This is a genomic window from Pseudomonas putida, from assembly GCF_001976065.1.
In the GTDB taxonomy this organism is placed as follows: Bacteria; Pseudomonadota; Gammaproteobacteria; order Pseudomonadales; family Pseudomonadaceae; genus Aquipseudomonas; species Aquipseudomonas serbica.
On sequence record NZ_MNAH01000005.1, the window covers coordinates 161,169 to 184,232 of the forward strand.

Genomic DNA, 23,064 nt, shown 5'->3' on the forward strand with positions numbered 1-23,064 from the left:
GCAAAAAAATGCCCCGAACGTGTCGGGGCATTTTTATTGGACAGGCTAGCCTGCGTTGATCAGAACTCGTGATCGGCGTTGTCCGGGTTCAGGTCGCTGATACCCAGTTTGCCAGCGGCGGCTTCGATCGAACCGGTCTGCTTGACCAGCGATGCGATGGCGTCACGGACGATCTGGTTGCCGGCGGTGTTGCCAGCAGCGATCAGCTGGTCGTAGTGCTCGCCCTTGTTGGCGTGATCGACGATCACCTGCATCTTGGCTTCGGTGGCGGCCAGGTCGGCCTTGAGCGCGGTGTCGGCTGCAGGGTCGGCCTTGGCGACCAGGGACGACAGGCTGGCGCCGGTCATTTTGGTGCCATCGACACGGGTGTATTCGCCCAGGTACACGTTACGGATGCCCTTGGCATCGTAGAACTGCGAGTTGTGGGTGTTGTCGCTGAAGCAGTCGTGTTCGTCTTCCGGGGAGTTGGCCTCCAGGGAAACCTTCATGCGCTCGCCCGCCAGTTCGCCCAGGGACAGGCTGCCCATGCCGAACAGCATTTTGCGCAGGCCGCTTTCAGCCGGTTCCGCTTCCAGGGTGGCGCGGTAGTTGTCGGCCACGTTCGGCTTCCAGTTACCGACCATTTCTTCCAGGTCGCTGACCAGCAATTGGGTCACGGATTTCAGGTAAGCACGGCGACGATCGTTGTGACCGCCAGTGGCGCCTTTGCCTTCCAGGTAGTCCGAAGCTGGGCGGTTGCCGGCGCCAGGGCCGGTGCCGTTCAGGTCCTGGCCCCAGAGCAGGAATTCGATGGCGTGGTAGCCAGTGGCGACGTTGGCCTCGGAACCGCCCAGCTCGTTCAGGCTGGCGAGTTTTTCCGGGGTGATGTCCTTCACGTCGACCTTGTCTTCGCCGACCTGGACTTCAGTATTGGCGATGATGTTGGCAGTGGCGCCAGGGTTACCCAAGGCGTGCTCGTAGGATTTGTCGACGTAGTCGATCAGGCCTTCGTCCAGTGGCCAGGCGTTCACCTGACCTTCCCAGTCGTCGATGATGGTGTTGCCGAAGCGGAACACTTCGCTCTGCAGGTAAGGAACGCGGGCAGCGATCCAGGCAGCCTTGGCGGCTTTGAGGGTGTCGGCGTTCGGCTTGGCGAGGAAGGCATCGACGGCGGTTTGCAGGGTTTTCGCGGTGGATTCGGCATCGCTGTAAACGGCGAAAACCATGTCGGCGTAATGCGCGACAACGGCTTTGGCAGCGGCTTCGTCGACCTTGCTGGCAGCGGCAGGTGCAGCCGCTGGAGCAGCCGGTGCTGCGGCAGTGCTGGCCGCTGGCGCAGGAGCGGCAGCTTTTTCTTTGTCTTTGCCTTCACCGCAACCGGCGAGGGAAATTGCGATGGCCAACAGACTGGCGGTAGCCAGAGGCATACGAATCATGGCGAACATCCTGCTTCGAGAGGGGGTGGTATAACGCGACCAGCGCGCAAAACGACGACATAATGCAAATCTTTCGCATTATGTGTAAAGGGTTGTGGTTGGAAATATTTCTTATTCACCCTAGGGGCGAGCCTGCTCGCAATGGACGTTAACGATAACGCGTGCTGTCTAGATAAACGCGCCGCCCTGACGTCCATAGCGAACAGGCTCGCTCCTGCAGGGATTACAGGATGGCGGCGTTGCTGCGCTGGGCCTGCCTCAGGTAAGCGCTCAGTTCCCGCGCTGGCAGGGGCTTGCTGTAGAAGTAGCCCTGACCCTCGTGGCAGCCTTCGGAAATGATGTAGGCCTCCTGCTCCAAGGTTTCCACGCCTTCGGCAATCACCTGCATGCCCAGGCTCTTGCCCAGTTGAATGATGGCGCGAACGATGGTCGCGTCGTCGTCGTCATCGAGCAGGTCCTGAACGAAGCTCTTGTCGATCTTGATCTTGTCCAGTGGCAGGCTTTTCAGATAGCTCAGCGACGAATAACCCGTACCGAAGTCATCGATCGCGATCAGCGCGCCGGAGCGGCGCAGGCTGAGCAAATGCTGGGCGGCGGTGCTGATGTCCTCCATCAGGCCGGTCTCGGTGACTTCCAGCTCCAGGCTGCGCGGGGGCAGGCGATACATCTGCAACAGGTTGTTGACCACCCGTGGCAACTCGGCGTGGTGCAGCTGCACGGTGGACAGGTTCACCGCCATGCGCAGGTCGCTGAAGCCCTGGTCGTGCCAGTCGCGCAACTGTTTGCAGGCCTGGTCCAGCACCCATTCACCGATGGCGATGATGGTGCCGTTTTGTTCGGCCAGCGGGATGAACAGGTCCGGGGGTACCATCCCGTGTTCGGGATGCTGCCAGCGAATCAACGCTTCGACGCCGACTACCCGGTGATCGCGATAGCTGATCTGCGGTTGGTAGACCAGGTAGAACTGGTCGCGCGTCAGTGCGTCGCGCAGGTCTTTTTCCAGTTCGCGACGCCGACGCATTTCGGTATCGACGCTGGCGATATAGAACTGATAGCGGTTGCGCGAGCGAGTCTTGGCCAGGGTCATGGTCTGCTCGGCTTTTTGCAGCAGTTTCTCGGTACTGTCGCCATCTTCCGGGAACAAGGTGATGCCGATGGTGGCGCGCAGGCGGATCTGCTGATGATCCAGGGCAAACGGCGCTTCCAGGTCATCGAGAATGCTTTGCGCCAGTTCGGCGGCTTCGTAGGGTTGCTCGATATCGGCCTGCACCAGTGCGAACTGGTCGCCACCCAGGCGGGCGAGGGCGCCAAGGCGCCCGCTGTGCGCACGCAGGCGATCGGCCAGGGCCAGCAGCAACTGGTCACCGGTCTGATAGCTGAACTGTTCGTTGATGCCTTTGAAGTCATCGAGCCCGACACACAGCACCGCGACCCGGCGTTGCAGCTTGCCGGCATCGACCAGGATCTTGTCCAGTTGCGTTTGCAATTGCTGGCGGTTCGGCAGGCCGGTGAGGAAATCGTACTGGGCCATGCGCAACAGGCTGTTTTCCGCTTCATGGCGCAGGTGAGTGTTGCGCTCGATGGATTCCAGCAACTGATTGGCGGTGTTGATCCACAGCCCCAGTTCGTTTTTCTCGTGGCCCTTGAGCAGCGGAATCTTGTGCTCACTGGGACGGTCGGGATTGATTTCGGTCAGGTGCTCGATGATGCGCGACAGGGGTTTGGTCAATAGCCAGTGATAGACCAGGTACAGCACCAGCCCCATCGCCAGGGCACGCAATACCCCGGATATGAAGATGATCACCGAACTGACGATGAAGCCCTTGCCGTAGGTGGCGGTGTCGAGGGTGATGCTCAGGTCGCCGTAATACTCGCTGTAGGGGCCGCGTCCGACCAACTGGGTGGTGAAGGTGCGTTCCTTGCCCAGGATCAGGTCGGTCAGCCAACGACTGCTGGAGTGCTGCAACTCACGGGATTTCTGCGCCAGCATGGCTTCGTTGGGATGGCCTATGGACGCCTGGCGCACGGCATCATCCTGAAACAGGCCTTCGATTACCTGCATGCCCATTTCCCGGTCCAGGCTGTAGACGGCCTGGGTCGAGGGGTCGCGGAACATGTCGAGGATGCGTTCGGCATCGCCGGCGACGGCCTGGCGCGTTTTATAGGCATCGAAAACGATCTGCGCGCAGCTCAAGACCACGCCGACGATCAATGCCGACAGGAGCACGACCCGGAGCAACTTCACCGACAAGCTGTTCTTGAGTTCCAGCTTCAAAGGGTTATTCCTTGTTCCGTGCGGGTAGCATCAAGTTGCCATGAGTATTGGCAATCCCGTGATGTCAGTCAAAGGGACAATCCACCCTGCGGGATTTTGCCTGCAGCTTGGCCGATTTGCTGTGGTCTGGGCAATTGCCCGATGAGTACTGTGTCGGTAGTCGAGTCCTTCAACTTGAGGGGATTGGGACAAAATTTCCTTTTGTTTGATGTTAGACGGCTGTGGCGTTGAGGCAAGGTGCCGAGCGCCGGTCTCAAGGCACAAAAAAGGCGACCCCCTTGCGAGAGTCGCCTTGGCGTTAACTACGGATATTGCTTACTCCGACAGTTTGTACGCAATCACATAGTCACCCTGTTTGGTGCCCAGCGAGCCGTGACCACCCGCCACGACCAGCACGTATTGCTTGCCATCCTTGCCGGTGTAGGTCATCGGCGTGGTTTGCGCGCCTGCCGGCAGGCGGCCTTCCCACAGTTGCTTGCCGTTTTTCACGTCGTAGGCACGCAGGTACTGGTCGAGGGTGCCGCTGAGGAAACCGACGCCACTGGCGGTGGTGAAGGTGCCGCCCAGGCTCGGTACGCCCATGCTCAGTGGAATCGGAACCGGCGAGCTGTCACGCACGGTACCGTTTTTGTGCATCCAGATTTTTTCATGGGTGGTCAGGTCGATCGCGGCCACGTAGCCCCACGCCGGCGCCTGGCACGGCAGGCCCATTGGCGACAGCAAGGCTTCGAGGACCACGCCGTACGGCGCGCCTTTGTTTGGCTGCACGCCTTCGGTTTCGCTTTTGCGCGGGCCTTGGGCGGCGATTTCGGCGGCCGGGATCATCTTCGATTTGAACGCCATGTAGCTCGGGTTCACGAAAGCGATCTGGCGCACCGGGTCAACCGAGATTCCGCCCCAGTCGAACACACCGAAGTTACCGGGATAGACGATCGAACCCTGCAGCGACGGCGGGGTGAACGGGCCGTCGTAGCGCATGGATTTGAAGTCGATCCGGCAGATCAGCTGGTCGAACGGCGTCACGCCCCACATGTCGCGCTCTTGCAGCGGCGGCGGCATCAGGTTCAGGTCGGATTTCGGTTGCGTTGGCGAGGTGTGATCGCCTTCCACCGCGCCTTGCGGCACCGGCACTTCGTTGATTGGCACGATGGCCTGGCCGGTGCTGCGGTCCAGCACGTAGATGCTGCCTTGCTTGGTCGACGCCAGGACGGCCTGCTTCACGCCGTCAGCGGTTTTCAGGTCCATCAGGGTCGGCTGGCCGCCGACGTCCATGTCCCACAGGTCATGGTGGGTGAACTGGAAGTGCCAGCGTACTTTGCCGGTGGCGATGTCCAAGGCGGTCAGGCCGGCCGCATGCAGTTCAGATTCAGGCGTACGCGCGCCGCCGAACTGGTCCGGGGTCTGGTTGCCCATCGGCAGGTACAGCATGCCGAGTTTTTCATCGACCGCGAACATGGACCACATGTTCGGCGAGTTGCGCGTGTAGGTCTTGCCTTCGGCAATCGGCGTGGTGTCGTCCGGGTTGCCGCTGTCCCAGTTCCACACCAGTTTGCCGGTGTGCACGTCGAACGCGCGGATCACGCCGCTTGGCTCGTCGGTGGAGACGTTGTCGGTGACGTGGCCGCCAATCACCACCAGGTCCTTGGTGACCGCGGGTGGCGAGGTGGAGTAGTAGCCACCGGCCGTGAAGCCCCCGATGTTGGCGCGCAGGTCGACCTGGCCCTTGTCGCCGAAGTCTTCGCACATCTTGCCGGTGTCGGCGTTCAGTGCGATCAGGCGCGTGTCGGCAGTCGGCAGGAAGATCTTGCGCGGGCAAGCGCTGGCCGGGGCCGGGCTGGCCGAACCGGTCGGGCTCTGCTCGGAGGCATACACTGCGTCATCGTGATAGGTCACGCCACGGCAGGTCATGTGCGCCCAACCCTTGAAGTTCGCCGCATTCTGCGTCGACAGCTTCGGATCGAAACGCCAGATTTCCTTGCCGGTGTCCGGGTCCAGCGCGATCACCTGGCTGTGCGGCGTGCACACGTAGAGCATGCCGTTGACTTTCAGCGGGGTGTTTTCGGCGGTGGTTTCGCCCGGGTCGTTCGGCCCAGGCAGGTCACCGGTGCGGTAGGTCCAGGCCGGTACCAGCTTGTTGACGTTTTGTGGGGTGATCTGCGCCAGCGGCGAGTAACGGTCACCATGGGCGCTGCGGCCATAGGAGTTCCAGTCACCGTCGGGCATGGCCGGGGCGGTGTTGGTCATGCCTGGCACGCTGTCGCGGTCCAGTTGACCCTTGATTTCACCCGGGTGGGTGAACTGGCTGGCCAGGGCGGTTGCGCCGGCGATCACCACGGCCACGCTCAGGGCGCCGGTGCCCAGGGGGGCGGCGCCATCACGCAGCAGTGGACGACGGAACCACGGCAGCAACATGACCAGGCCCAGCGCGAACAGCATCGCCAGGCGCGGCACCAGCTGCCACCAGTCGAGGCCGACTTCCCACAGTGCCCAAACGGTGCTGGCGAACAGCACCAGTGCATAAAGGCCCAGTGCGGCACGACGCGCGGCGATCAGCAGGATGCCGCTCAGCGCCAGGCCGATACCGGCCAGCAGGTAGTACAGTGAGCCGCCAAGCATGCTCAGCTTGATCCCGCCGGCCAGCATGGCCAGGCCCATTAGCAGAAGCAGTATGCCGAGCAGGGTCGGCAATAGACGGCTTCGACTCAAAGCACCCTCAGTGCTCATAGTGTGGTTCTCCGTAACGTTTCAAGTGGTCCCGCGCAGGTTCACTGTAGATGACGATCCCGCGTGGGCATGGTTCAGATAAATCTATTGGGTTCACGCAGTCCTTGTAGGAGCTGGCTTGCCAGCGAAAGCGGTGTGTCTGTTGGCATAGGTGTCGACTGATACGCCGCCTTCGCTGGCAAGCCAGCTCCTCCAAGGGGGAGTGGTGTGGGTCAGAACGACGACTGGATCTTGATCCCGCCAATCAAGGCGTCATCGACGTCGTTCACGCCACCGGGGTGGCGGATGTATTGCAGGTTCGGGCGCACGGTCAGCCAGTTCGTGACGTGCACGCCGTAATAGAGTTCGGCGCTGTACTCGGTGTCCTGCGGCGGCAGGAAGGCTGGGTCGTCGTAGTCGAAGACCGCCTTGGCCTGATTGCTCGCCTCGGCATTCTTGCGATACGCCGGGTTGACGTGCACGCGGGCCATGGCAAAGCCGATGTCATCCCGGGCGCGGGCGTCGAACAGGCCTTTGTAGACGAGGCCGGCCTGGACATAGTTGTCGATGGCGTTGGTTTTCTTGTCGTGCATCGTGCCGTTGGCGAACAGGCTCAGGCCGCGGGAATGGTCGCTGGCGATGCTGGTGACCTGCTGTTGAATGCCCAGCCACACACCGTGCTTGCTCGATGCACTGCGGTACGCCTCGCCACTCAGGGCGGCAGGCTGGCCGTGGCTGTCCTTGTAGACATCGGTGGCGTTGGCGTTGCTGTAGTAGTAGCCGGCACGGTATTCACCCGGCAGACCGTTGAGCTTTGGCGTCCACACCAGTTCCACCGGCAGGATGGCGCCTTGGGTGCCGCTGCCGCTGAGCTTGAAGCCATTGTCGCGGTCGAGGTTCGACGGATTCTGCTCATAGGCGCCGACCTGCGCGTACAACTCGGGCGTCAGGTGATATTTGACCCGCATCGCCCACTGGCTGACCGGCCAGTTGTACCAGATGTCGCCCACCCAGTTGCCGACCTGGGAGCCACAGAACGCAAGGTTCTGGAAGTCGCAGGGAAAACTGTTGAAATCTTCGCCTTCGCCGAAGCGGCCGACCTTGATGTCGAGTGTCTGGTCGAGGAACTTCTGCTGGTACCACATCTGCGTCAGGCGCGTAGTCTGGCCACGGCCCCAGACTTCCTGTGCCGAGGTGAAACCGCCGACCCGTGGGTCGTTGATCCGGTCGTTGCTGATGTTGTTGCCGCTGCGCTTGGTGATGGTCAGCTGGAACTCGGCGTCGTTCCAGCCGAGGATTTTCTGCAGGTCCAGGTGTGTGCCCAGCGCGAACTGGTCGCTGTAGCGAGCGGTGCGATCATGGTCGTAGCCGCCCTGCAGGTTGCTGCCCATTTCGCCGGTGTAGTCGAGCTTGAAATCGTAACCCTTTGCCGACAGTTCACTGCGGGTGCCGTTCCAGTCACCGAGCATCCAGGGTGAGTCGCTGTCAAAGGCCGGTGCCGCCGGGGTACAGGTAGCGAGGCTGAAAGCGCCCAGGCCTGTGAACAGGCTCAGGGCTTTCAGGCGCGCAGCAGGCGTGAAGACAGCGCTGTCTTTAGAAAATGGAAAATCAGGCATAGGGAAGAAATTCTTGATCTTTTTTTGGAGGATGAACGTAAACGGCGCAAGTAAAGCGCATGGCAGAAGCGTTTCAGCTATGGCGGGCGTAAGGATAATGTTCTGTTACAAATAGAGAAAGGGCTTTTACTGACATGCATCCTTTCGAATTCGGTAACAGTCCTGCAGGAGCTGCTGAAGGCTGCGATCTTTTCCGTTTCACCTACATTTAACGTAAGGTGCGCGGCTTCCAATTCCCACTCTGCTCGAAGGCCCGGCATGAACGAACACAACCCCGATCCGCTGCACGGCGTGACCCTGGAACAGATCCTCAATGCACTGGTGACCCATTACGAATGGTCAGGGTTGGCCGAGCGCGTCGATATCCGTTGCTTCAAGAGCGATCCGAGCATCAAGTCGAGCCTGACGTTCCTGCGTAAAACCCCGTGGGCGCGGGAGAAGGTCGAGCGCTTGTACGTGAAACTGATGCGCACCAAGCGCCCGGTCTGACATGCCCCCTGCGCAAGGCATGCAGCGACGCTTGTTCACGCTGGCGGCCGTGCTTGGCTGGGCCGGACTGAGTATTCAGCTGTACCTGATTTTTTTTGCACGCTGGAATATCGGCGCCAGTCTGCTGGGTGGCCTGGTGAGTTTCTTCAGCTATTTCACCGTGCTGAGCAACACCCTGGTGGCGACCGTGCTGACCTGTGCAGCGACGTCCCGCGAGTCGGCGGCGCGGCGCTGGTTCCTGCAGCCGTGGGTCAGCAGTGGCGTTGCCGTGAGCATCGCTCTGGTCAGCCTGGCCTACAACCTGTTGTTGCGGCACTTGTGGCATCCAGAAGGCTGGCAGTGGCTGGCCGATGAGCTGTTGCACGATGTGATGCCGTTGCTGTTTCTGCTGTATTGGTGGCGTTGCGTGCCCAAGGGTCGGCTGCGGCCGGAGCACATCGGGTTGTGGGTGATCTATCCGTTGGTCTACTTCGCCTATTCGCTGCTGCGAGGGCATGTGCTGGCGGTGTATCCCTACCCGTTCATTGATGTCGAGAAACTGGGTTATCCACAGGTGTTCATCAATGCCGGTGGATTGTTGGCAGGGTTTGTCTTGATTGCGTTGCTGCTGATCGGGTGGGATCGGTGGCTGGGGCGTCGTGCCAAAGGCCTGGATTTGTAGCAGGCTCCTACAAGGGTGTGGTGTACACAGATCCAATGTGGGAGCCAGCCTGCCGGCGATAGGGCCTGAAGCCGGTCACTCCTGGTCAGTGTCATCCAGCCGCCAGTAACCCACGGCTTTGACGAACTGCTCATCCAGCCCATGCTCATCAAGCAACACCCGACGAATCTGCCGCGACACTTTGCTCTCGGTCGCCACCCACGCATACAGATTGCCCGTGGGCACCTGGATCTGGCGCACGGTGCTCAACAAGTGATCTTTACCCCCTTCGCGCAGCACCCAGATCACATTGACCTCGGCAGGGCTGTGCAGCACTTGCTGTTCCTTGCCGTTTTCCACTTCGACAATTACCAGTGCGCGCCGATTGGCGGCCAGGCCTTCAAGGCGTCGGGCGATGGCGGGCAGGGCGGTCTCGTCGCCGATCAGCAGGTAGCTGTCGAAGATATCCGGCACGATCATTGAACCCCGTGGCCCGCCGATGTGCAGGAACTGCCCGGGTTGAGCCTGTTCGGCCCAGGTCGAGGCAGGGCCGTCGCCGTGCAGGACGAAATCGATGTCCAGCTCCAGAGTATCCAGATCATAGCGGCGCGGGGTGTAGTCGCGCATGGCCGGCATCGCGCCGTTGTCCTTGCCGGCGCCGAGCACCAGGGTGTCCAGCGCCGCCTGTTGTGCCGCGTTCTGCGGGAACAGCAGCTTGACGTGGTCATCCGTGCCGAGGCTGATGAAGCCGGCCAGCTCAGGCCCGCCCAGGGTAATGCGGCGCATGCGCGGGGTCAGGTCGACGACGCGCAAGACTTCAAGGCGGCGACGTTTGATTTCGTGCATGACACGGTGAATGGTTGAGGTATCGACTGTGGTCACTCGGCGATCTCCTGGCGAGCCTGAACGGCAGGGCCGTCGACAATGGCTTTGGCGGTGTTGTTGAGCAGGGTGGCAACGCGCTGGATTTCTTGCGCACTCCAGCGGCCATGGTGCAGTTGCAGGGCATGGCGCAGGTTATGCACTGCCTCGTGGATTTCCGGGGGGCGATCATGGCCGCGCAGCGAGCGTTTGCTCACATCGATGCGCACCCGCACGCCTTCAAGGGCGACCGCCTGCTCGCTCAGGGACTGGCGACCGGCGTCAGTCACGCTGTAGCGCTTTTTTCCACCTTGGGCATCGCCCTGGATCATTTCGCTTTCTTCCAGAAAGGTCAGGGTGGGGTAGATCACGCCGGGGCTGGGGCTGTAGGCGCCGTCGAACATGCCTTCGATCTGGCGGATCAGGTCATAGCCGTGGCAGGGCTGTTCGGCGATCAGGGCCAGCAACAGCAATTTCAGGTCGCCGGGGGCGAATACCCGTGGACCGCGACCGCCGCGTTCGCGGCCGGGGCGTTTTTCGAAGCCGTCGCGACCGTCGCCATGTTCGCGGTGCGGGGAATGATGGTCTCTCATTTTTTCCTTCTCCTGTCGTGTCTAGATACAACGTAAGATATATCTTATAGTGCGTGCAAGCTTTTTTGACCGACGGTCGGGAGGGCAACGGCTCTCCGCCGGTCAGGCGGGGGCCGGGAGTGCTGGTAATTTTAGAGTAATTAAACTAATCATCAGTGTTGCAACTGTTGTTGGCCGTTAGTTGCGGGCAAAGTAGTATGCTTCTTACAGAAGTTGTTTTAATTTATATCTGCATGCTTTTTCAGTTAAAACTGTGTGTAGGATATGGCTGATGGGTAAATAACGTAGTTTGCTGTTTTGCCTGCTTTTTCTACAGCTGCGTGAGTCACTTTTACTACATGTTGCGCAGAGTTTTCGTACTTACTTTCTTAGGCAATTGGTTGATCATCCTCCCTGTCGAAAGTTGAACCGAAATGCCATCACTCTGCTTGTTGGCACGGTTAATTTGAACTTTCTACAGACCAATCCTTTGAAAAAACAGGTACTCGACAATGTTCAAGAAGTTTGCAATCGCCGTCCCGATGACCCTCCTGGCCCTCAGCTCTTCGATGGCGTTCGCTGCGGAAGAAGCGCGCACCTCCATCAATATCAGCGCCAACATTCCAACCCAGGTGTTCCATGCCCAACCGGTCAACCCTGACTTTGGTAAAGATGAAAAAATGTTCTACAACCTGGCGTCCGGTACCTTGGACCCGGTGCGTGCGACTTACGATATTCGACACACCAATGGTTCGGTCGGTGCTTATGTGGAAGGCGGGCCACAACCCCTGTTCAACGGTAGCAGCAACATTGCTCTGACCTATAGTTTCAACGGCATTACCTTGACCGGCGCTTCTCAGGAAGTGGTTGGCGATACCGAGTCCAACGGTGGCATGCGGGCTGACCTGGTGATTGCCGCGGCCAAACCCACTGCAGCGCAAACGGGCCTGTACACCGCCACTCCGGTTGTGATCTTTGATGCCATCCCGCGCATCCAGTAATACAGCCCTGATTCAAGACTTGTCCTGATTCGTTAACTTACCGGTCGATAGGTTGCTTCTGCCTGTCGATCGGGTTTTAACGCACATATCTCCAGAGAATCTCGTCCATGTTCCCGATGACTCCCATCGCGACGGCGCTTGCCCTTTTTTTCTGCGCAACGGCCTTGGCCGCGCCAGCGGATAACGCTAATACGCCTCGAAGTTTGCTGGCACAAGCCAAGGGTTTGCCCAGCGAGTTCGAAGAGCATTTTTTTGATGTGCCCTTGGCTGTGCGCGTGGAGCTTGACCAACAATTTCTCGGTGAGGCGATGGTCGTGTTATCGCGCGACGATCGCGTCACCCTCGTTGATTTCACGGATATCAGCGACAGTACGATTAAACCCAGTGAGCGCGACACCTGGTCGAACTATCTGAAACAAGGTGTAGCGCTGGGCGGCTGTCAGGCCAACTGCCCGGAGCAACTGGTGGCGGTGCACTACAGCCTGGAAAACTCACTGGTTTCGATCCTTACCGAAAACGCCGAGCGCGACGACCAGGTACAGCGTTACTACAGCTTGCCCGAAGGCGGCAGTACCGGCTTGATCGTGCGTAATCAGTTGAACCTCAACGGCGGTCAGAACCAGGACCTGGGTGGGCGCTATGGCCTTGAGGCCAGCAGCAGCCTGGGCAACTGGACTCAAGCGGTCAACATTCAACTGTCTCGCCTGGGTGGTCTGGATAACCAGCTTTATCACTCGGTGAACGAGCTCTACACCCAGCGCGAACTGCAAGGCAGTTTCCTGCGCCTGGGTTTGTTCACGCCCTCGTCCGAAGGGCTGACCCGACAACCGCGTGCTTTCGGCGCCAGCCCCGACACCGCAGTGGGCATGATGTATGGCAGCTCCGACAGCCTGGCTATCAACAACCCCAAACCGGCGGTGTATCCGATTTATGTCACGGCCAATCGCCAGGGCTCGGTGGAAATCTACCGCGACGGTTTGCTGATCAATACCCAGGCGATGCCCGCCGGGTTGCAGACCCTCGATACTCGCCCGCTACCGGGTGGCATCTATGAGGTGGAAGTGCGCCTGATCGAAGACGGCCAGATCACCTCCAGCACCCAGGAGTTGGTCTACAAGCCGAGCAACTGGCGCGATCACGAAGAACGCTGGCGCTACAACCTGTTCGCCGGCCGTGAGTCCAAAGTGTTCAGCAACTGGGACGAGCAGGACGATGGCGACATGACCGCGGGTGCGGCGTTCAACTACCTGCTGCATCCACGGGTCATCCTGGGGTTGAGCGGGCGCCAGGTGCGCGACTCGTTTCAGTACGGCACCTCGGTCGATTGGTCGATCGTCAACAATGCCAGTCTCTTTGCCAACGTCTACCAGACTGAAGACTACGGCACCGGTCTGGATGTGCAGGGGCTGTATTCCTACGGCGGTGGCAGAATCGTTGCCAGTCACAACCGCAGCTGGCTCGACACCACCCGGCTCTATGACACCCTGCCGGACGGCACGCGAGTGCGCCAGCGCAATGTATTTGTCGGTCAGACCAGCAACTCGTCGCTTTCGGTGAATCATCGAATCACCAACAAAAGCTCGATCAATGCCCGGGTGTCCCACAGCGAAGGCAATACCGAAGGCACGGGCGTGGACCTGGGCTGGACCCAGCGCACCCGACTGTTTGGCAGCGATGCCAACTGGCGCCTGGCCCTGTTCGACCGACCCGGCAGTTTCAGCTCGGGTGACGACCGCAATCGTGGCGTCGACCTGAGCGTCAACATTGCCTTGGGCGGCCCGGGTGAGCAGATCTCCGGCAGCATTGGCACGCGCACAGCCCGAGAGGGCGGCCGGGATAACAACGCCTCGGTCACCTACCGCAAAAGCCTGCAGGATCACCTGTTGCAAAGCGTCTCGGCCACCGCCATCACCGACACCTACGGCGTCGGGTTGAACGCCATGGCGAGCATGCAATCGGACCTGGTCAGTGGCGACGGTTTCATCCAGCGTTCGTCCTTCAACAACGACCTCACCGGTGGCTTGAACCTGGACAGCACCGTGGCCGTGGGCGGTCAAAAAATAGTCATGACCAGCCAGTATCACCGCGATGGTGCCGGCATGATCATCGATGTCGAATCGGATATCGATGGCATCGCCCTGCGCGCCGACGACTTGAGCGGCGGCAGCGCGGTACTGCGGCCGGGGCGCAACTTCGTGCCGATCACCGCCTACAAAAGCAGCTCGGTCAGCTTCGACTTCGAAGGCAATCATGTGCCCGCCGCGACCATCCAGCCGGCCCGTTCCAGTTATCACTTGAACAAGGGCGGCGTGGAGTATCGCCAGGTGAAAGTGATGCGAACCCTGACCGTGCTCGGCCGCCTGATCGACCCCCAGGGCAACCCGCTCAAGGGCCACCACATCATCAACCACGCCAGTCGCGGCGTGAGCGAAGTGGACGGCTTCTTCTCCATGGAAATGAACGCCGGCTCACCGACCCTGGAAGTGCGTCACGGCAACCAGTTGCTGTGCCAGTTCCGCCTCGACACGCGCAATGGCCGCACTGAAAACAACGTGTTGATGATTGGTGACCTGCGCTGCACGCCGGATACGTTGGCGGACGTGAATCCTATCGATCGGACAGCGGGTTGATAGCCCGGCAGAACGTGATTAATCAACGAGGTACAGGACGATGAAACGCCTGTTGGCATTATTTGGTTTTTGTTTGTTCACCCAGACTGCTCACGCCACACCGAGCATCAATATCGGCACCGTCTACGACTATCTGGACGGCGACAAAAGTACCTACCTGAAACGGGTTTTCAACGGTGGCGACAGCACCGCGTTCGTCAAGGTCAACATCCTCGAGATCCTCTATGACGCCGACGGAAAATCACAGGAAGTGCCCCTCAAGCCCCAGGCCGACGGCAAATCCCGCGACGGCTTGATGGCCAGCCCGGCGCGCTTGATCGTGCCGGCCAACGGCATGCAGGGCACGCGATTGCTGTTCATGGGCGAGCGCGACAAGGAACGCTATTTCCGCGTGCGTTTCGTCCCGGTGGTGCCCGAAAAGGAAGACGAATTCGCCGTCTCCAGCGAGGAGCGTGAGGACTATAAGAAAACCCTCTCTGCCGGGGTCAACGTATTGGCGGGTTACGGCGCGGTGTTTTTCGTACGGCCCAAGGCCACACGCTTCGAAAGCGCGATAGAAAACGCGGCGGGCACCTATCGAATCCGCAACAACGGCAACACCGTCGTGGTGATCGATGAGTTCAAGGATTGCTCGGTCAAGAACGAGCAGGACTGCCAGCCGACGACCAAGCATCACATCCTCGCCGGGCGAACGTTCGAGTTCGAGAAGCAGGCGGGTCGTGAGTACCGTTTCACGCTGGTTGAGGGTGAAAGCATCAAGAAACTGGACGTTAAAGGCTGATGACTATGTGCAAATCGCTGCTTCTGGTGTTTGTCTCGGCCATCGCCGCGGGGACGTCCACACCGGTTTTTTCTGCCCGTGAGGAACATCGTTTCGACGTGGTCGTGACCATCCCCTCCCTGGCGTTCTATGTGATCCCGGCCGACCCCGGCTGGATCCACCGCGAGCAGCAATTGCCGTGGAATCTCACGTCGTCGACCCTGGGCGGTTTGCGCAAGTATTTCGATGTGAGGAACGAAGCCGGTTCGATCGAAGCCCGGCTTGAAGGCCGTCCCTACCTGTCCAACGGCACCGCCGCCCACGACATTGATATGCGGGTGCTGTTCAACGGCAAGCTGTTGAGCGAGCAGCAAAGCAGCGAAGTGGTTTCCCTGAGCGACGCCGCTTCCGGCAAACGCGTGCTGCTGGAAATCCTGCCGATGCCGCCGGCCGATGGGGTTTACAAGCCCGGCAATTATTTTGGCAACGTCAACATGATCTTCAACGCGGTCATGCCAGGGGCTTGAGCCCCGATTCCATGAGGCTAAAGGGATGAACCGTTTTCAAGTGTTCCAGCGATATGTGGGCGTGACTATTTTGTTTTCGCTGTGGCTGTCTTCGGCGGGAGCTGCGGAGGTGTCGATTCAGGCCTCGTTCAAGCCGGACTCGGCGAACCCGCAGCGCAATAAATTCAAGAACGATACGCCGTCAAGTGGTTACTGCGGCAGCTACCCAGCGCAATGTCAAGAAAATGCCATGTTTAGCTTGCAGGTCCCGATTCAATTCAATTCCAGCAGGCCGATCATGGCCAACCATGAGAATCCACGTCAGGGAGCGTACATAAAGGTTCCGGCGCAGTGGAAAACGTTAACCGTCATTCACGAGACCACGGGTGAACAGGAAGACGTACAAGTGCGTATCGCCGGTTTTGGCTCCAACGTCGAATCTGATGACGTGATCAAGCTGGTGGGTGGGGGTAATGACTATCGACTTGCCTACGATCAACTGTGGGGTAGCCGTTGGGTCAACGCACCCGCTCCCTGCGGTTACAGTGGTATGGGTTATTTCACTCCGACGTCGTATCGCTTTTTCTGGAGAACCCCTAGAGAAGGCGCTTGCGTAAAACAGGCCAGGTTCAATGTGCCCTGGATGCGCTACCAGTACCTGGATTTTGCCTATGAACTGGTAACGCCCAACCCGTTGGGCATGTCCTCGGGAAAATACATAGGACAGCTGACCTACACCCTCGGCCCTGGGGCGGATTTCGACATGGGCGACGTCATGCTGCCCAGCAGTAATTTCCTGGCATTGAATTTCGAGTTGAGCGTGTTGCACACCCTCAAGGTCGATGTACCACCGGGCGGTAATCGCGTGGAACTGATGCCCGAAGGCGGCTGGCAATCGTGGCTCACGCAGGGTCGAAAACCGACGCGCCTGTTCCGCGACCAGACCTTCAACATTTCCGCCAGTTCGCGTTTCAAGATGCAGATGGAGTGTGAATACACCCAGGACGGCAAGACCTGTTCGTTACGAGAACCGCTGTCAGGTCACGTCGTGCCACTGAACGTGAGCGTGAGCCTGCCCCATGGATTGGCGGATACAGACGGGCAATCGGTCGATCGCAGGCCGCTACGACTCGATGGCAGTGGCACGCAGTTGTTCCAGCCAGCGCTTTATGTGGATCGGAAACCGGGAACGCTACATTTCGAAATTCCTGCAAGTGACGTGGGCGAGATGATTCGCCCCGGGCAACAGCGACAGTATTCCGGAAGCGTGACCGTCATCTGGGATTCGGAGGTTTAGTAGCCTTTTGTAGAAACGAAAAGGAATGAGGCTAAAGGGATGAAGCGTTTTCAGTTGTTCAAGCGATGGGCGAGCGTGGGTGTTTTTGTGTCGCTGTGGCTGACATCGGCAGGGGCTGCGGAGGTGTCGATTCAGGCCTCGTTCAAGCCGGACTCGGCGAACCCGCAGCGCAATAAATTCAAAAACGATACGCCGTCAAGTGGTTACTGCGGCAGCTACCCAGCGCAATGTCAAGAAAATGCGATGTTTAGCTTGCAGGTCCCGATTCAGTTCAATTCCAGCAGGCCGATCATGGCCAACCATGAGAATCCACGTCAGGGAGCGTACATAAAGGTTCCGGCGCAGTGGAGAACGTTAACCGTCATTCACGAGGCCACGGGTGAACAGGAAGACGTACAAGTGCGTATCGCCGGTTTTGGCTCCGCCGCCGAATCTGATGACGTGATCAAGCTGGTGGGTGGGGGTAATGACTATCGGCTTGCCCACAATCAACTGTGGGGCAGCAGTTGGGTCTACGCACCCGCTCCCTGCGGTTACAGCGGTATGGGTTTTTTCAGTCCGACCCGGTATCGCTTTTTCTGGAGAACGCCTAGAGAAGGCGCTTGCGTAAAACAGGCCAGGTTCAATGTGCCTTGGCTGCGCTACCAGTACCTGGATTTTGCCTATGAACTGGTAACGCCTAACCCGTTGGGCATGTCCTCGGGAAAATACATTGGACAGCTGACCTACACCCTCGGCCCTGGGGCGGATTTCGACATGGGCGACGTCATGCTGCCCAGCAGTAATTTCCTGGCATTGAATTTCGAGTTGAGCGTGCTGCACACCCTCAAGGTCGATGTACCACCGGGCGGTAATCGCGTGGAACTGGTGCCCGAAGGCGGCTGGCAATCCTGGCTCACACAGGGTCGAAAACCGACGCGCCTGTTCCGCGACCAGACCTTCAATATTTCCGCCAGTTCGCGTTTCAAGATGCAGATGGAGTGTGAATACAGCCTGGACGGTCAGACCTGCGCGGTGAGCGATCCTCTGAGCGGTCATGTCGCACCACTGAATGTCAGCGTGAGCCTGCCTGCTGGCTTGACGAACATCGCAGGACAACCTGTCAATCGCCTGCCATTACGGCGCAACGGTGGTGTCATGCAGATCTTTTTGCCAGGGTTCTATGTGGATCGCAAGCCAGGAACCCTGCATTTCGATATCCCTGCAAGTGTAGTCGGCGAGATGATTCGCCCCGGGCAACAGCGTCAGTATTCAGGACGCGTCACGGTTATCTGGGATTCGGAAGTCGGTTGAGGCGGGGGCCCCTGAGGGCGATTCATCGCGCCTTCAGGGGCTGGTTACTCGATCATGACTGCCCGGCTTTTTGCAGCGCCGCGCGGGTCAAGTTTCTGCTCAATTGCTTTTCCTCGTAACCGATGTCGTTGAGCAAACCGTCATACACCTCATCGGTCATGGGTTCATCGGTGAGTGCGATACCTTGCGCGATGCCAAGTTGTCCACAGAGGTCTTTCACTCGTTTTTCCAACGGCTCCCGTTGCGCGGGCTCCGATCCACTTGAATCGACCCAGGCATGCTGAGCGTCGCGCAGCTGATCGAGCAAGTCGGACCTGGTCTGGAAGCGTCGGGCATTGCGGCGAAACTCGTCTGGGTAGGTGTCGCGCAAGTATTTTTCCCAGAACGGTTGCTCGAGCATGTCGTTGACCAGGCCGTCGCCTTCTTCCATGGATACGATGGTGTTAAAGGCTGACTCAAGCGTGCGGGGGGAGACACCGGCAATATCTCGATGCAGCATCGCTGCGGATTGCCAGGGTAAACCGAGGCGCTGAGCCAGGCCGGTTTCGTACGCCAGGTACACCTCGACCTCATCGGGATTGCCGGACCTGCTGCCGAAATCCGCCCGTGCAATGTCATCCACACGTGCCAGGCGGGCAGCGCCCTTTGCCAGGAGCACCAGCCTGCTTTCAAGTTTCGCAGGCGATGCGGACAGGGCATACGCTTCGCTGACGAGCACCTTGATTCCCATGTGGTTGAACACCTGCGCACCGGCGTCGGCGCAAGTGGTGGGGGCCGTGGCTATTTCGAACAGCTCCTTGCGCAGCCTGCTGTCCAGGTTCATCGCCTCGATCATGCGCCACACGCGATTCGATAGTTGCTTGCGCAACGCCCCCCCTGCCTGGTAATCGGCGCAGAGGGTCTGTTTCTGAATCAGTTCGAAAAAACCTTGGCTTCCCGGTTCAGCCATCAAGTCATGCCAGGCTTCCACTCGGAATCCGTGCAGCCCTGTGGTGTTTTCGCCCCACCATCTGGAGTCCTCTGGTATCGGCCATTGTTCGATCGCGCGCTCAGCCGCGGCGGAATAGGCCTGGGTGGCACTCAGTCCGACTGATCGGCGATAGCTTTCGTAGGCACTACGATTGGCGTCCGAAAGGCGAGGTGCATCCAGTCGCGCGCGTGCGACGACGTAGGCGTCATCGGAGCCCGGGATCACGCTGGGTATTTCACTCAGTGGGTTTTCCAGCAGGTTGAGAAAGAAGTCCCTCGGCCGGCGTTTCTTGAACAGGCCTTCAGGCCATGTGGTCGCACCGGTATTGCTCAAACCCAGGGTTTTCAGTCTGGGCATGCGCTCGACGTTTGGCTGCAGCCCTAGCTGAGGGTTGTCATCGAGCCTGATCGTTTCCATGCGAGTCAGGTTCCTCAGCTGCTCCACCGCCGTGGGTGTCAATGTAATCTGGTTATCTGTCAGGCGCAGTGTTTGCAGCGAGTGCATCTTGCCAATCCCTTCCGGGAGTTCGGTCAGTTCGCAGTGCGCAGCGCTGAGCTGAGAAAGACGAGGAAAGTCTTTCAACAAGCCACCGGCGTCCGTCGCAAACCTTGTACGGTCCAGGCTCAGGGTGGTTATCTGGTCGAGGTAGTACTTGATGTCGGGCAGTTTTTTCCACCAGTACTCCAGATCGTAACGGCTGAGCTCTGTCGACAAATCCAGTGCATAACCCCCATCAACGGTGGCGCTGCGTTCGCCAAAGACGCTTGGTTTTCTTTCGAAGCATTCCAGGATCCGGTCTGCAATGTGCTTTCCTCCGCGGGAAATGAAATCTTGTCGAGTCGGGTGCCAGGCGTCGACTTGACCGAAACTCCATTGGTCAAGCGTTTGGCGAAGCGTGTCCAGTTCACGCTCAAGCCGCCGGACCGTCTCAAGCGCCTGGTCGTGCGAGTCGCCAAGAGATTGAACAAACGTATCGACCTCCTGTTCGGTCAATCGGGGATAAAGATCCTGCACGCGTTCTTTCAAGGTCGCTGGCATCCTGGAGATCATGGGCCCCCGAAGAAGGGTGACTGTTTCCGGGGCTGCGACCGGGCGAATCGGTGGTTCAAGTAGTGCTGTGCGGCGCTCGCTGGGTGCTTCGGTTTTTGCCATCACCCATTGTTTGAACTGCCTGCCCTGACCCGTCCGATAGCCCAGTTGCGTGCGTTTTTCCGCCGGCAAGGCGTAGAGCACCGAGTCGTAGAAGTCGTCGCTTTCGTGCAAGGTTTTGTTAGTGCCGTCGTGCACCTCGTACTTACCATGTTCATCCCTGATCAGGGTCCGAAGGGTTGTGGCCTCGTCGCTGCCAACGCTGCACCGCAATGCCCCGTCAAACGTAGCGTCACGCACTTCGACGCGTAAATCGCTGAAGGTGTCGGAGTGGATTCTAAGCGCATTGAGCGCCAGACTTTCAGTGTCGGGTGTCAGCAGGGCATCGTCATGGAAACCTTCATAGGCATGGCTGGTGCGCGCTTCGAATGCCGCTTCACGGGCCTGGCTTTTCAAGTCCAGGGGCACGCGTTGTTCCTGTTTCATGCGCGTAAGATCAGCTTGGCCAGCTTGGCCCAAGAGCTTTTGCGCCGCACTGCGCGGCAGCGTCGGAGCGCTTTGTACGAGCTGCTGCACCTGCGGGTTATCCGACCGTTCACTGGCCTGGTACCGCTGATTGAAAATCTCGGTTTTCAGCGACTCCGCTTCATCGGCCAATAGATTGCGCAGCGCTTGCAGCTGTTCATCCTTGGGGACTCGGCGGCCGAACAAGTGCCCGAGTTCGTCCTCATCAAGAAAGGCCAGAATGCTCTCTGGCAGCTTTGCGCCCATGACCTGGGAGAGATCGGTGGCGAGTGTCTGCCCGGGGCTCGCGTCGGGGTTTCCATACTGTCGAAAGCTTCCGGTCTGGCTGGCATCGGCATACACCTTCAGCGCCTTGTCGGCAGGCCAGCCTTCGAGCGAAGTCGGGAGGTTTTCGAACCAGTAGGAGGATGGGTCAAGCGGCTGGCCGTTGCGGATGCGTTCGCCGATCCCGGCGACGTCCTTGTGGATCTTGAAACGATTGAGGCTGTCGGTCAGCAGCGGCGGTGGCGGCGCATTGTCCATGTGCATCTTGCGCAGGGCGTTGTCCTCGGTGCCGCTGGTCGTCCGGACTTGTTCGAGTTCGATGTCGCTCAGATCCGCCACGCTGTGCCCCAGGCGCCGCATCAACGTCGAGCCTTCCCAGTCTCGGGGGTTCTCGGCTTCGTGGGTCCAGGCGCCCTGGCCGTTGTGTTTCAACTCGGGTTGATAGGCGTCGGCGCGGCCTGGATGCTTGACGCGGTAGTTGCCCGTGAGCGGTTCCTGTTGCACGGCGTAATGTTTGTCCTCCAGCGCCAGGATTTTCTGGTCCTCGTGGGTATGCAGGCCTTGCTCATCGGGAAGGGAAGTGACGGGCAACTGGAGATCCGGCTGTTCGTAGGGCTTGAGGTCGGGGTGCCACAGCCGCGGTTGGCCATCGGGCAGTTGCACTTGCTTCATGCCCTCGATCAAGGTCGAGAGTTTCAGGCGCGCGAGTTTGCCGATCTCGGCGCCTGCGGCGAAGGCTGCCAGCTGGATGATGTCGGTGACCACCCCCATGACATGCTCGGCGGCTTCGATCCACTGCCCTTCGGCGAGGTCGACGATGGAGGTGATGACGTCGCTGGTGATCTGGTACGCGGTGTACACCATCATCACTTCGCCCAGGCCGGGGACGAACGGGGTGACGATCATCAGGGCGAAGTTGAAGATGTCCGAGACGATTTTCTTGAAGTTGTCCCACCAGGCCCAGCGGGCATCGCTATCCGTGTCGGCGGTGGAGACGGCAATGTGCCTGGCGTCATTGAGAATCTTGTTGAGTTTCTGCTGGTAGAGGTGGGTCCAGACATCGCCTGTCATCGCAGTGACGCTCAATTGCAGCCTGGGGTTATCCGCCGGCTCCTGTCGCCACACCGGGCGTTGGTCCAGTGCCTGTTTTTCGTGTTGCGTGACCGTGAACAGGCGTTGCTGGAGTTCGGCAAAGAAGTGCCCGCGCTGTGGCTGGGCGACGAACTGGCTGAAGAACTGGCAATAGGTCATTTGTGATGATTCGATGAAGTCGTTGTCGCGAAATTGGCGAGCCAGCTCATTCATGAAGGCGGTGACCGAGGGGTATTCCTTGAGCGGATGCTCGGGATCCTGGGGAACGTAGGCGATCACCGGGACGGTATCCTCGGTCTTGTTCAGATCCGCTGATATCAGCACGATGCCGGTCAAGGGCGTGTCCAGAAGAGACAGCTCGCCGAATTGCACGATCTTGCCCTTGAGGGTGAGCGTGCGCTGGCCATCGATCATGGACAGCATCAGCTCGCGGGTATCGTGCGTAATGTCGCCAGTCATCTGCGCCAGATGCGTCGCCGCTGTGAGTGCGGCCTTCTGACTCTCGATCACTTTGATTTGCAGCCAAGCCTGGGCAACCGGATTATCGGACAGCAAATAACTTTCAAGGTGTTCGGTATAACGCGAGCCAATGTCCAGTTCGCGACACAGGGTCTGGAACTGGGCGATGGACATTTTTTTCTTGATCGGCTTGATATCGAAGTGGCCGCGTTCATCGGGCTGGCTGATGAAGTCGGAATCCGCTTCGCAGGTTTCCGATTCGGCGAAGTTATGCAGTGCAGCATCAAGCAGTGAAACCTTGCGGGTCACCACCCCCTTGGATAGGTTGGCGGCATACCAGGGTCTTTCCTTGGGGAGGTAAAGATGCAAGTAAGTTGTTCTAACATCATCGTCGACGCCGTACTGTTCTTTCAGGGCGGCGCTTAGCAAGGGTTCGGCGAAGGTATAGACATCCTGTAGCCCATCAAGCGTTGTATCCACCTGGCTTTGTGATTCCCAAAGTTTCAGGTTAGCGTCTCGCAGTAAGTTGTGACTCGTGTTGGAGGCAGTGAATAGCCATTGATTTGGCCCTGTTCGGCGGGCACTGAGTTCCTTGACTCTGCGCACT

Annotated in this window: 15 protein-coding genes; 8 read left to right on the top strand and 7 right to left on the bottom strand. The window is 59.3% G+C overall.

The window, feature by feature from the left end:
• Nucleotides 1-59 precede the first annotated feature (59 nt).
• From BKX96_RS19270 to BKX96_RS19285, 4 genes are all read right to left on the bottom strand, one after another.
• Nucleotides 60-1,415, bottom strand: coding sequence for an imelysin family protein (locus BKX96_RS19270; RefSeq protein WP_046819055.1), 1,356 nt, complete (start codon nt 1,413-1,415; stop codon nt 60-62).
• A 223-nt stretch (nt 1,416-1,638) separates the two neighbouring features.
• Complete coding sequence (locus BKX96_RS19275) at nt 1,639-3,690, bottom strand: putative bifunctional diguanylate cyclase/phosphodiesterase (RefSeq protein ID WP_046819056.1); 2,052 nt, start codon at nt 3,688-3,690, stop codon at nt 1,639-1,641.
• Nucleotides 3,691-4,005: 315 nt separating this feature from the next.
• Entirely contained in the window at nt 4,006-6,414 is a 2,409-nt protein-coding gene (locus BKX96_RS19280; RefSeq protein ID WP_046819057.1) for a glucose/quinate/shikimate family membrane-bound PQQ-dependent dehydrogenase, read from the bottom strand.
• A 212-nt stretch (nt 6,415-6,626) separates the two neighbouring features.
• Nucleotides 6,627-8,009, bottom strand: a complete 1,383-nt coding sequence (locus BKX96_RS19285; protein WP_077185222.1) for a carbohydrate porin — start codon at nt 8,007-8,009, stop codon at nt 6,627-6,629.
• 258 nt (nt 8,010-8,267) lie between these two features.
• Between BKX96_RS19285 and BKX96_RS19290 the strand changes: the two genes are divergently transcribed.
• Complete coding sequence (locus BKX96_RS19290) at nt 8,268-8,498, top strand: VF530 family protein (protein WP_046819059.1); 231 nt, start codon at nt 8,268-8,270, stop codon at nt 8,496-8,498.
• 1 nt (nt 8,499) lies between these two features.
• The gene (locus BKX96_RS19295; protein WP_077185223.1) at nt 8,500-9,159 is read left to right on the top strand and encodes a Pr6Pr family membrane protein; all 660 of its coding nucleotides are present in this window, start codon (nt 8,500-8,502) and stop codon (nt 9,157-9,159) included.
• Between the two features lie 75 nt (nt 9,160-9,234).
• Here BKX96_RS19295 and BKX96_RS19300 read toward each other — a convergent pair whose 3' ends face one another.
• The gene (locus BKX96_RS19300; RefSeq protein ID WP_143512452.1) at nt 9,235-9,984 is read right to left on the bottom strand and encodes a siderophore-interacting protein; all 750 of its coding nucleotides are present in this window, start codon (nt 9,982-9,984) and stop codon (nt 9,235-9,237) included.
• Nucleotides 9,985-10,016: 32 nt separating this feature from the next.
• Nucleotides 10,017-10,592, bottom strand: coding sequence for a PadR family transcriptional regulator (locus BKX96_RS19305; protein WP_046819062.1), 576 nt, complete (start codon nt 10,590-10,592; stop codon nt 10,017-10,019).
• 491 nt (nt 10,593-11,083) lie between these two features.
• Here BKX96_RS19305 and BKX96_RS19310 point away from each other — a divergent pair, with 491 nt between their 5' ends.
• The 6 genes from BKX96_RS19310 to BKX96_RS19335 all read left to right on the top strand — a co-directional run bounded on the left by BKX96_RS19310 (nt 11,084) and on the right by BKX96_RS19335 (nt 18,058).
• A complete protein-coding gene (locus tag BKX96_RS19310; protein WP_046819063.1) occupies nt 11,084-11,572 on the top strand; it encodes a CS1 type fimbrial major subunit in 489 nt (162 codons plus the stop codon).
• Nucleotides 11,573-11,679: 107 nt separating this feature from the next.
• Entirely contained in the window at nt 11,680-14,202 is a 2,523-nt protein-coding gene (locus BKX96_RS19315; protein ID WP_077185224.1) for a TcfC E-set like domain-containing protein, read from the top strand.
• Nucleotides 14,203-14,242: 40 nt separating this feature from the next.
• Complete coding sequence (locus BKX96_RS19320) at nt 14,243-14,983, top strand: pilus assembly protein (RefSeq protein WP_077185225.1); 741 nt, start codon at nt 14,243-14,245, stop codon at nt 14,981-14,983.
• A 5-nt stretch (nt 14,984-14,988) separates the two neighbouring features.
• On the top strand, nt 14,989-15,489 hold the full coding sequence (locus tag BKX96_RS19325) for a CS1 type fimbrial major subunit (protein ID WP_046819066.1): 501 nt from the start codon (nt 14,989-14,991) through the stop codon (nt 15,487-15,489).
• 25 nt (nt 15,490-15,514) lie between these two features.
• The gene (locus BKX96_RS19330) at nt 15,515-16,765 is read left to right on the top strand and encodes a hypothetical protein (RefSeq protein ID WP_077185226.1); all 1,251 of its coding nucleotides are present in this window, start codon (nt 15,515-15,517) and stop codon (nt 16,763-16,765) included.
• A gap of 39 nt (nt 16,766-16,804) precedes the next feature.
• Nucleotides 16,805-18,058, top strand: coding sequence for a hypothetical protein (locus BKX96_RS19335; RefSeq protein ID WP_077185227.1), 1,254 nt, complete (start codon nt 16,805-16,807; stop codon nt 18,056-18,058).
• Between the two features lie 52 nt (nt 18,059-18,110).
• Here the strand turns inward: BKX96_RS19335 and BKX96_RS19340 are convergent, their stop codons facing one another.
• Nucleotides 18,111-22,937, bottom strand: a complete 4,827-nt coding sequence (locus tag BKX96_RS19340; RefSeq protein WP_410454537.1) for an NEL-type E3 ubiquitin ligase domain-containing protein — start codon at nt 22,935-22,937, stop codon at nt 18,111-18,113.
• Nucleotides 22,938-23,064 lie beyond the last annotated feature (127 nt).

Excerpts from the sequence above, each read along its gene's own strand:
- BKX96_RS19270 (WP_046819055.1), bottom strand. The coding sequence starts at position 1,415 with ATGATTCGTATGCCTCTGGCTACCGCCAGTCTGTTGGCCATCGCAATT.
- BKX96_RS19280 (WP_046819057.1), bottom strand. The coding sequence starts at position 6,414 with ATGAGCACTGAGGGTGCTTTGAGTCGAAGCCGTCTATTGCCGACCCTG.
- BKX96_RS19285 (WP_077185222.1), bottom strand. The coding sequence starts at position 8,009 with ATGCCTGATTTTCCATTTTCTAAAGACAGCGCTGTCTTCACGCCTGCT.
- BKX96_RS19290 (WP_046819059.1), top strand. The coding sequence starts at position 8,268 with ATGAACGAACACAACCCCGATCCGCTGCACGGCGTGACCCTGGAACAG.
- BKX96_RS19295 (WP_077185223.1), top strand. The coding sequence starts at position 8,500 with ATGCCCCCTGCGCAAGGCATGCAGCGACGCTTGTTCACGCTGGCGGCC.
- BKX96_RS19300 (WP_143512452.1), bottom strand. The coding sequence starts at position 9,984 with ATGCACGAAATCAAACGTCGCCGCCTTGAAGTCTTGCGCGTCGTCGAC.
- BKX96_RS19305 (WP_046819062.1), bottom strand. The coding sequence starts at position 10,592 with ATGAGAGACCATCATTCCCCGCACCGCGAACATGGCGACGGTCGCGAC.
- BKX96_RS19310 (WP_046819063.1), top strand. The coding sequence starts at position 11,084 with ATGTTCAAGAAGTTTGCAATCGCCGTCCCGATGACCCTCCTGGCCCTC.
- BKX96_RS19315 (WP_077185224.1), top strand. The coding sequence starts at position 11,680 with ATGTTCCCGATGACTCCCATCGCGACGGCGCTTGCCCTTTTTTTCTGC.
- BKX96_RS19320 (WP_077185225.1), top strand. The coding sequence starts at position 14,243 with ATGAAACGCCTGTTGGCATTATTTGGTTTTTGTTTGTTCACCCAGACT.
- BKX96_RS19325 (WP_046819066.1), top strand. The coding sequence starts at position 14,989 with ATGTGCAAATCGCTGCTTCTGGTGTTTGTCTCGGCCATCGCCGCGGGG.
- BKX96_RS19330 (WP_077185226.1), top strand. The coding sequence starts at position 15,515 with ATGAACCGTTTTCAAGTGTTCCAGCGATATGTGGGCGTGACTATTTTG.
- BKX96_RS19335 (WP_077185227.1), top strand. The coding sequence starts at position 16,805 with ATGAAGCGTTTTCAGTTGTTCAAGCGATGGGCGAGCGTGGGTGTTTTT.